The sequence below is a fragment of the Propionivibrio sp. genome (assembly GCF_016790145.1).
Classification (GTDB): domain Bacteria; phylum Pseudomonadota; class Gammaproteobacteria; order Burkholderiales; family Rhodocyclaceae; genus Propionivibrio.
On record NZ_JAEUOI010000033.1, the window covers coordinates 1 to 7,879 of the forward strand.

The window sequence follows — 7,879 nt, forward strand, 5'->3', positions numbered from 1 at the left end:
GATCTCGCCTTCGAACTCAAGCAACGTCGCGCCGTACTGCAGCGTGCAGACGGTGGCGCCAGTCAGCGCCGGCTTGCGGACCACCACCTTGTTGCCCTCGCACCAGACCAGCTGGCCATTGGCCCGCGCCCGGGCAAGGATGAAATCCCAGTCCGTACTCTGGTACTGCAGCACCTGCTTGTGCTGCAGCGATGTCGATTCGACATCGGCGCCAACGCCGGCCGCGCTCAGCACTGCTTCGATGATGTCGCTGTCGGTTTGATCGAAATAATCGGTCGAGCGCTCGGTCACGGCCAGTTTCATCGCCGCATGCCGGCAATCGACGACCAGTTGCGAGGCGGCAGCTTCCCGCACGCGGGCGCCTTGGCGAACGAGCGTGCCGATGAATACTGAGGTGCTGTCGCGCCCTGCCCCAGCCAGGATTTCGATGCTTTGGCCCGGCTTGAACAGGTCGCTGTCGCTCAGGGGAAATTGCCCGGTCGCAGCGGCGCCATCGACATAGACCAGCCGGGCCGAGGCGATGCGGTTGGCGGCCAGCGTGACACTGACCGACAGCAGCTGATGCTCGCGCGGCACCACCTGGCCACCGGCCTTGACGGTGAATTCGCGATGTTCGGCGGCGATTGGCAGGGCGCGGGTTTCCGGCACGGTCTATTTCTCCAGTGGCGGAAAAAAAAGCTCGGTGCCCGGCTCGATATGCCGGAAATCGTCGAGCCCGTTGGCCTCGGCGACACGCAGGTAAAGCCGTGGGTCGCCATAGATGGCATTGCACAGCGCCGGCAGACGGTCGCCGGCCTTGAAGATGCGACGATGCGTCAGGTCCGGCGACTGATCCTGTGCCGTGGCGACGCGCGTCTGGTCGTCGGAATTGTCGGTGAAGACGGCGGTGATCACGGCGCGCAGCGGCACGCCGTCGGCGCGGAACAGCTTGAAAACAATCGAGGCGCTCTTCAGCACGCAGCGCTTGACCTGCAGGGTGCCCCAAACGACTTTAAGGTAATTGGGGCGGTGAATGTCGCCGTTATAGCCGGTTACTTTCTGGAACTGCTCGACCTCGGCCTGGACCTCGGCCTTGCGGCCATTGGCGCCGGTGCCGTCGATGAAAAAGGTCAGCGTCAGGTCGCCCGGCTTGATCTTCTTGAACTCCATGCGGCTGCTGGTCGTCCCGGCGCCTTGCGCGGCGTCGTACTCGATCTCGTAGGACTGCGTGATTTCGGCCGGATTGACGTAGGCGGCAAAGTGGGCAATCGACTGGTCGCTGTAGTCCGGCTGGGCATGCGCCAGGATGGTCAGCTTTTCCAGCGTCCCGTTCGGCGTGCCGCCGATATCGATCTGGCCCATGCCGGCTCCGCCGATCACCTGCCCTGCGCCTGCGCCGATTGCTGAACTCATGTCAAGGCTCCTCGCGTTCGCGCAGGATTTCCAGCACGCGGGCGACGCATTCTTCGACCAGCGCCTGCTTCTCGTCGGCCGGCGCAGCGCCTGAACCGGCCGCACTACTCCCGCCGGTCTCGACGTTGCCGACTTCCACTGAAATCACCACTTCATCGACGATGATGGGCATTTCGTTTCTGGCTTCTAATTCTTGTCGACCGTAAAGTACTGGTAGGCGAGCTGCATCGACTCGACGGCATAGGTGTTGTTGCTGGCATTGAGATCACCGACCGCCCACTTCGTTGGCCACGCACCGATGACATGCCAGGTCATCAGCGGCTGGTGCGACTCATTGAGCAGGTTGATGTCGACGTTGCGCAGCTCGATCTTGTAATCGACGATGCAGTCCCGAATCCATGACCAGACCGCCGAGCCTTTCAGCAAGCCGCGCTTGAGTACCAGTTCCGAATACTTGGCCCGGGTCGGGTACTTTTGCACGAAGCGGTTTTCGCCCCCCTCGGCCACTTCTTCGCTGCCCATCTCGACCGCCAGCCCGCCGACCTCGGTGAAGCGCGTGTCAGCGTGATCGGACAAGCCGACGAATTCCACCGCAAAATGGAAGCCAACCGGCGGGTAGTACGAGGCCATGGCGGTTTGCGCTCAGTCGATCACGGGTTCTGGAGCTCAAGCCCTTCGTGCGCCAGTTCGATGGCCTCAATCGCCACTTCGTTGCCCGACGCCTTGAGTTGCGGCCCCTCGACCTTGACCGGGAAGGCATTGAGCACCCGCCAGGTCATCACCGGGTTGTGCGCTTCGTCAAGCAGGCTGATCGTCAGGTCACGACGTTCGACGGTGTTCAGCTTGATCGTCGACAGCCACTTGAAGAAGTCGTTGTCGGCCTTGATCACGCCGCGCTTCAGCGTGATGTTGCTGAACTTGCGCAGTCCGGGCATCTTGATCGACGAATACTCCATAAAGGAACCGTCGCGATACTCGATGGCCTGATTTTCCTGCGTCAGGCCGGTCACTTCGGAAAAGCCGATTCGTGTGCCGCCCCATTCGACGCGGAAGTGGAAGACGGGCAGCGGATATTGTCCAGGCATGGTGTTTTTCCTCTCGTGTCAGGTAGCAGATCAGCTCGTCTGAAGTTTGTGGGAGAACTTCAGGATGATGAATTCGGCCGGCCGTACCACCGCCATGCCGATCTCGACATTCATCCTTCCTTCCAGGACGTCCTGTGCGCTCATCGTCACGCCCAGCCCGCAACGGACAAAGAAGGCATCCTTCGGTGCCGCACCGGCCAGCGCTCCCTCGCGCCATTTCTGCGTCAGGTAGTTCTCGATCATGCCGCGCACCTTGACCCAGGTATTGGCGTCGTTCGGCTCGAAGACCGCCCAGTACGTCGACTTCTTGATCGATTCCTCGACCATGTTGAAGAAGCGACGCACCGAGACGTAGCGCCATTCGTTGTCGTTACCGGCCAGCGTGCGGGCACCCCAGACCAGCGTGCCCTTGCCGACGAAGGCGCGAATGGCGTTGATCGACTTGCCGCTGATGGCATCGACATTCAATGCATCGGTTTCGCTGACGGTGAAACTGGCCGCCGGAGCGATGACACCGTTCAGGCTGACATTGGCCGGCGCCTTCCAGACGCCGCGCTGGTTATCGACCATCGCGTAGATGCCGGCGATGGCACCGCTCGGCGGGCACAAGGTCAGCGTCGAGCCAATGCCGTTGATCACATTGCGATAGGGCAGGAAGTTCTCGAACAGCGTCTGCTCGTTCAGGCTGCGATAGTTGGCGATCGCCGAGACGATGCCGGCAATGGCGCCGCTGGCCGCAGCGAATCCCTTTTGCAGACCGGGTAGCGCGCTGCCCATGACGGCAGGAACGGTGACGCCTTCCGTATTTCCACTCGATGCCGCCGGCGTACCGGCGCCGCCACCGAAAAGGCCGGCCCAGGCCGCCGTGGCCGGCGGGGTGTTCTGATCCCACTCAACGGTATAGGCACCGCCGGCGCTCGCAATGTCGGCCGCCATTTCCTTTTCCAGCGCAATCAGGCCGGAAAAGGCGGGAGCCAGCGTGCCGGCAATCATCGTATTGATGTCGGTCACCAGCTTGGCGTTGCTCAGCGGCGTGGCATCGACCAGCCCATCGACCACCCTGGCAATGCCGAAAACGTATTCGAAGAGCAGGGCCACATCAGCCGGCACCGGGGCAGCTTTGCCCTTGTAGATCGCCAGTTTCTTGGCGAAGGCGCTGGATAGCGTTTCACCGGGACCGGCATAGGCACTCACTGCCGCTGCCAGCGTCGTGCTGTCGGCCGACAGTTGATCGAGCGCGGTCAATGCCGCGAGCAGTTGCGGTTCGGTGGTCAGGTCCTTGAGCGGCACCTGAATGCCGTTCTTGAAAACCTTGTCCTTGACCTGCGCGTAGCCCACCGACTTGTTGTAGTTGAGCTTCAGCCAGGGCGTGTAGGCTGCACCGTATTTCAGATTGTTGATGCCCAGCTTGTCGCGGAAGCTGGCACCGTTCGGATCGCTCTGGCGAACATCCAGGACCGCCACACGGTCCTTCAGTTCGCCGCACTGCTTGAGCGCCTCTTGCTGCACGGCAGCGAGATCGTCCGCATTCAGCGTCGCCGCATCGGGGAAGAGCAGGATGGTCGGCTCGTCCACCTTGGCCACGGCCTGTACGCCCGCCTTGAGTTCTTCGCGGTCGACAGGGGAACCCGTCGTCTTGTAGGAACCGGCCGAGACGATGTAGCAGTCGCCACCGCCGTTGTCGTAGAAGAGCCGCAGGCTGTCGTACATGAAGTAGCTGTTGCTGATGTCGGCGGCCATGAAATTGCCCGCCTCGTCGATACTGGCCTGGGTGACCGTGTAGATCGGCCCCTTGCCAAAATAGGCTTCGTATTCGAGCAATGATTTGATGCGCCGGGGCGACTTGACCAGATCGCCAGCGGTGATCAGCGTGTCGTTCGCGGTGTAGCCGACAAAGGCCGGAATCGCGGTTTCCACCTCGGCGACCGAGGGCGGAAAGACCGAAATTTCTTCAATGTAAACATCCGGAGTACGGTAGGTTGGCATGGACTAACCCCTTCTATGGTTTGGCGAGGTGGACGATGAAACGCGCCTGCGCCCGGTCGGAACCGGCCTGGGGCAGATGCTGGACAAGAACTTCGGCATTGCGTCTGAGTTGCAGCTTGCGATAGCCTCCGGCCCGCCGGGCAACCGGCGCCGACGACTGGAAGAGAACAATACGGGCACTGCCATTACCGAGCGCCGATGGGGGCAGATCATCGGTAGCAAAAGCGGCAGGCAACACCTTTTCAAAATCGAGTACATCGCGCTCCTGCTCGCTGGCACCGGCATCGGCCAACTGCAACTGATCAAACTCGGTGGCACCGAAGTTGCGGGCAACGACGTAGTACTTGAGCTGTTCGCTGCGCGCCTGCAGCACGATGCGGAAGGTAGGCGGATTGACGTAGAAGTTCTGGTCGACCGTCAATGCCAGCACGCCCCACAAGGCTTCTCCGGCCAGTGCGGGCGAGTGCAGCCAATGTGAGGCCTGCGCCGGGCCACCTGCCGTTTCGAGCAAGGTATAGCGCCCGGTCGGCCAGTCGCGGGTTTCGAAGAGCGCCTCGTCTTGACCGGCAAGTAACGTCTGTTTGACCAGCGGGTTGGCCCCGTGCTGCCAGACCTGGGTCAGCGGCCGTCCGGCGTGAGACGGCACGATGCGCTGGCGCGGCACAATGAACTTGGCAGCCAATGCCGGATCAAGATTGCGCGGCGCATTCTGGTTGCCGTAAAGGAGCAGCCCGCCGGAAGCAATCGGTGGGGCCGTGAAATTGGCAAAGTAGGGATTGACCACGCGCAGACCGATGAGCAAGGTCGTGCCGTGAATATCGCGCAGGGCTTGGCCGACGTCGTCAGCCTCGAACAGCACGCGCAACCGGCCGTCACGGACCCGAGTCAGCAGCTTGCCGGCGGCCAGTGCCTGCTCCGACCCCGGCACGACGAAATCGATGTCCGTACAAAGCCCCTGGTAGTAACCGTGCTCGACTTCGACCTCGAGAAGGGTGCGAAAGTGGATGCTCATTTTTCGTGCAGCTCCAGCCCGATGTCGGTGATCGGCTCGCCCGGCATGAAGGGTTCCTGATCCTGGATGGTGACCAGCCGCGCCCGGTAGAGCACCGAGGGCTGATACTTGGCACCCACGCTGGCCCAGATCTGGTTCAGTGTTTCCGGCGTCACGCTATACAACTCCATGACGATCTTGCCGATGCGCGAATCAAGCGCCGGGTAATCGTCGGTACTGAATGCCGGGTGCGACTGAAAGAAGGTCAGCACGTTCGACAAGGCCTTCAGCGTCAGCGGGTAATCGTTCATCCGGGCAGCGAAAAGCAGGGTCAGGTTCAATTTCAGCTCCGGCTGCAAGACCGTCTCGCGACCATTGCTGATGATCCGGGCCGGAACCTGCTCGCGCAGCACGCGCTCCTCCTCGATATTGACCACACTCAGCGCCACGGTGCCACTGGCAATGGCCAGATTGCCTTTGTCATCGAGAATGCCGCCCGGCACGATCTGGCCCAGCGACGCCAAGCCAGTCCGGCGCAGCAGATAGGCATTGAATTGATCCGCCAGGAAGCTCACCGCCACATCCAGCATGCCACTTCTTTCATCGTTATGAACCAGGGGCTGGCGAGTCGGAAACAAGGCGCCAGCACCGTGTCGAAACAAACTTCAAATTTGCGTCGCAGAAACGTGAATTTCAGTAAAGCACAGGAAATATTTTCTGTCACCGAAATTTTCAATAGGCATAATTTATGATGCCAGTGAAAATAAGCGATCACCGAAATAAGAGACAGGAAATACAATGACACTAAAGAAGTATATGAGCCACCATCAAGGAGTGTCAATCTCGAATTTGGCATCTCGAATTTGGCCCCGGTAGCCCCTGAAAAGTCATCCGAATCCCGCCCCGCTCAGTGCCTTGGGCCATCCGCCCGGCTTGACCGGTCGGTGCGGATGGCCCAAGGCACAAGACGTCCCACGACGGGCGATGTTGCTTGTCTTGATTGAGTCTGTACCTTTGCGTATTTGCACCTAACTGGCGATGCGCTGGTCGGATTCGTACCCAGGCGCCGATTGATCTTGGGAGTCGTCCTCGCCTGGTGTGGCGTCAAGCCTCTCCCAGAGGGGGGCGCACGGGCCGGCATCCGGCGCGGCGGTGATGCCGGTTTGCCCAGTTGAGGATGATCGTTTTCTTGTCATGCGAACGTCCGCAGAGTGATGGAGCGGTCATCCGATGTTCGCGAGTGCCAATGACCGGAACGTGTCGTTATGCAAAGTCGTTGATTATGGAACGTGATGAGCTGGAGCGTACGCCGATCGCTGCTTGACGGGAAAAGACGTGGATCGCGTCCTTCACGGACAACAGCCTTCAGTTCCTTCAGCGCTTACCAACAACACCACATACTCCCCGATAAGAATGCGCAGTTTTTTTAGCAAGAACATCCTTGAACGTTTTATCTGTGATCACGCCCGAAAAGTAGCCCTGATTTTGATCAGCGGCAATGCCGATAGACCATTTCCGCACCTACACCCCCTTTTTTGGCGAGGTATCGGTGTCGGCAGAACTTTTCTGGTGTGCAATTATTGGTCACAGCAATCAGCACAGAACAACGATAGGCATACTTTTATTACTTTCAACCTGATCGTACGGTTTTGCTCATAGGTTCACTTTGCGAACCTGACGATCTGGGTTGAAGCATCCATCGGAGTATTTGATGACCTCGACCCCTCAAAAATTTCCCATGAAGAAATGGATGCGCTCAAGCAGCATTCACTTCTTTGAGCGCAATCAGGACGCCCTGTCTGCGCCCGGCTTTGTTTCGCTCTCCAGCGCCATGATCGTCAAAATCATGGCCTCCGGTTTTGAGGTGATTACCCGTGACACCTTTTTCATAACCTGTCGTGCCCGGCAGATTCTTTCGGACAACCTGCACAAGAAGATTTACAGTGAAGATGAGATTTTCAAGGCTGAGCACGCCATTAACGGCCACCTTGAAAAGCTGCACGAGTATTTTGATACGCGCATCACACAGGGCGAGCAAAAGCTCCAGGTGGCCGGGTTCGCGATTGAAGAGATTCAGCGTCTTGTCTCTAACTACGAAACGCTTACCGTAACCAATGCGGTGACCCAGTACCTTGATCTGCTATCCAAGGCCGATCTCTACACAGCAATTTTGCATTACCTCTGGCTAACCGGCGAACTCTCTGACAATCCTGACGAGGCGATGCGTGTCAAACTCAAGACGGAACGAGAAATCCGCGAGAACCTGTTCAACATCACCCGCTTCACACAGAGTCAGTACAGCACGGTCAGGCGTATTTGCAATGGTGTTATCGAACAGCGTCGACTGGAACGGGAACAGCAGTCTGAGCGTGATCGTCAACGCCATCTTGAGAAAGCGGAAAGCAATAAAAAACAAGAGAAGACC

Annotated in this window: 8 protein-coding genes and 1 pseudogene; 1 reads left to right on the top strand and 8 read right to left on the bottom strand. The window is 59.3% G+C overall.

Annotation, left to right across the window (positions count from 1 at the left end; all coding sequences use genetic code 11):
• From JNM42_RS03520 to JNM42_RS03555, 8 genes and pseudogenes are all read right to left on the bottom strand, one after another.
• Window positions 1-648: pseudogene (locus JNM42_RS03520) on the bottom strand (Rhs element Vgr protein); the annotation flags it as partial.
• A 3-nt stretch (window positions 649-651) separates the two neighbouring features.
• Window positions 652-1,392, bottom strand: coding sequence for a hypothetical protein (locus tag JNM42_RS03525; RefSeq protein ID WP_294266252.1), 741 nt, complete (start codon window positions 1,390-1,392; stop codon window positions 652-654).
• 1 nt (window position 1,393) lies between these two features.
• Complete coding sequence (locus JNM42_RS03530) at window positions 1,394-1,564, bottom strand: DUF5908 family protein (RefSeq protein WP_294266253.1); 171 nt, start codon at window positions 1,562-1,564, stop codon at window positions 1,394-1,396.
• A 14-nt stretch (window positions 1,565-1,578) separates the two neighbouring features.
• Entirely contained in the window at window positions 1,579-2,022 is a 444-nt protein-coding gene (locus JNM42_RS03535; protein ID WP_294266256.1) for a phage tail protein, read from the bottom strand.
• A 20-nt stretch (window positions 2,023-2,042) separates the two neighbouring features.
• On the bottom strand, window positions 2,043-2,477 hold the full coding sequence (locus tag JNM42_RS03540; protein WP_294266258.1) for a phage tail protein: 435 nt from the start codon (window positions 2,475-2,477) through the stop codon (window positions 2,043-2,045).
• A 30-nt stretch (window positions 2,478-2,507) separates the two neighbouring features.
• Entirely contained in the window at window positions 2,508-4,463 is a 1,956-nt protein-coding gene (locus JNM42_RS03545) for a phage tail sheath C-terminal domain-containing protein (RefSeq protein WP_294266261.1), read from the bottom strand.
• Window positions 4,464-4,476: 13 nt separating this feature from the next.
• Window positions 4,477-5,475 carry a hypothetical protein gene (locus tag JNM42_RS03550; RefSeq protein WP_294266264.1) on the bottom strand — a complete coding sequence of 333 codons (999 nt, stop codon included), beginning with the start codon at window positions 5,473-5,475 and terminating at the stop codon, window positions 4,477-4,479.
• On the bottom strand, window positions 5,472-6,044 hold the full coding sequence (locus JNM42_RS03555; RefSeq protein WP_294266266.1) for a DUF4255 domain-containing protein: 573 nt from the start codon (window positions 6,042-6,044) through the stop codon (window positions 5,472-5,474). Before JNM42_RS03555 ends, JNM42_RS03550 begins: the two co-directional genes overlap by 4 nt.
• Window positions 6,045-7,285: 1,241 nt before the next feature.
• Here JNM42_RS03555 and JNM42_RS03560 point away from each other — a divergent pair.
• A partial coding sequence (locus tag JNM42_RS03560) for a hypothetical protein (RefSeq protein ID WP_294266269.1) occupies window positions 7,286-7,879 on the top strand: 594 nt, incomplete at its 3' end.

Bases quoted from the DNA above. Each gene is read 5' to 3' on its own strand.
- JNM42_RS03525 (WP_294266252.1), bottom strand. From the start codon at position 1,392: ATGAGTTCAGCAATCGGCGCAGGCGCAGGGCAGGTGATCGGCGGAGCC.
- JNM42_RS03530 (WP_294266253.1), bottom strand. From the start codon at position 1,564: ATGCCCATCATCGTCGATGAAGTGGTGATTTCAGTGGAAGTCGGCAAC.
- JNM42_RS03535 (WP_294266256.1), bottom strand. From the start codon at position 2,022: ATGGCCTCGTACTACCCGCCGGTTGGCTTCCATTTTGCGGTGGAATTC.
- JNM42_RS03540 (WP_294266258.1), bottom strand. From the start codon at position 2,477: ATGCCTGGACAATATCCGCTGCCCGTCTTCCACTTCCGCGTCGAATGG.
- JNM42_RS03545 (WP_294266261.1), bottom strand. From the start codon at position 4,463: ATGCCAACCTACCGTACTCCGGATGTTTACATTGAAGAAATTTCGGTC.
- JNM42_RS03550 (WP_294266264.1), bottom strand. From the start codon at position 5,475: ATGAGCATCCACTTTCGCACCCTTCTCGAGGTCGAAGTCGAGCACGGT.
- JNM42_RS03555 (WP_294266266.1), bottom strand. From the start codon at position 6,044: ATGCTGGATGTGGCGGTGAGCTTCCTGGCGGATCAATTCAATGCCTAT.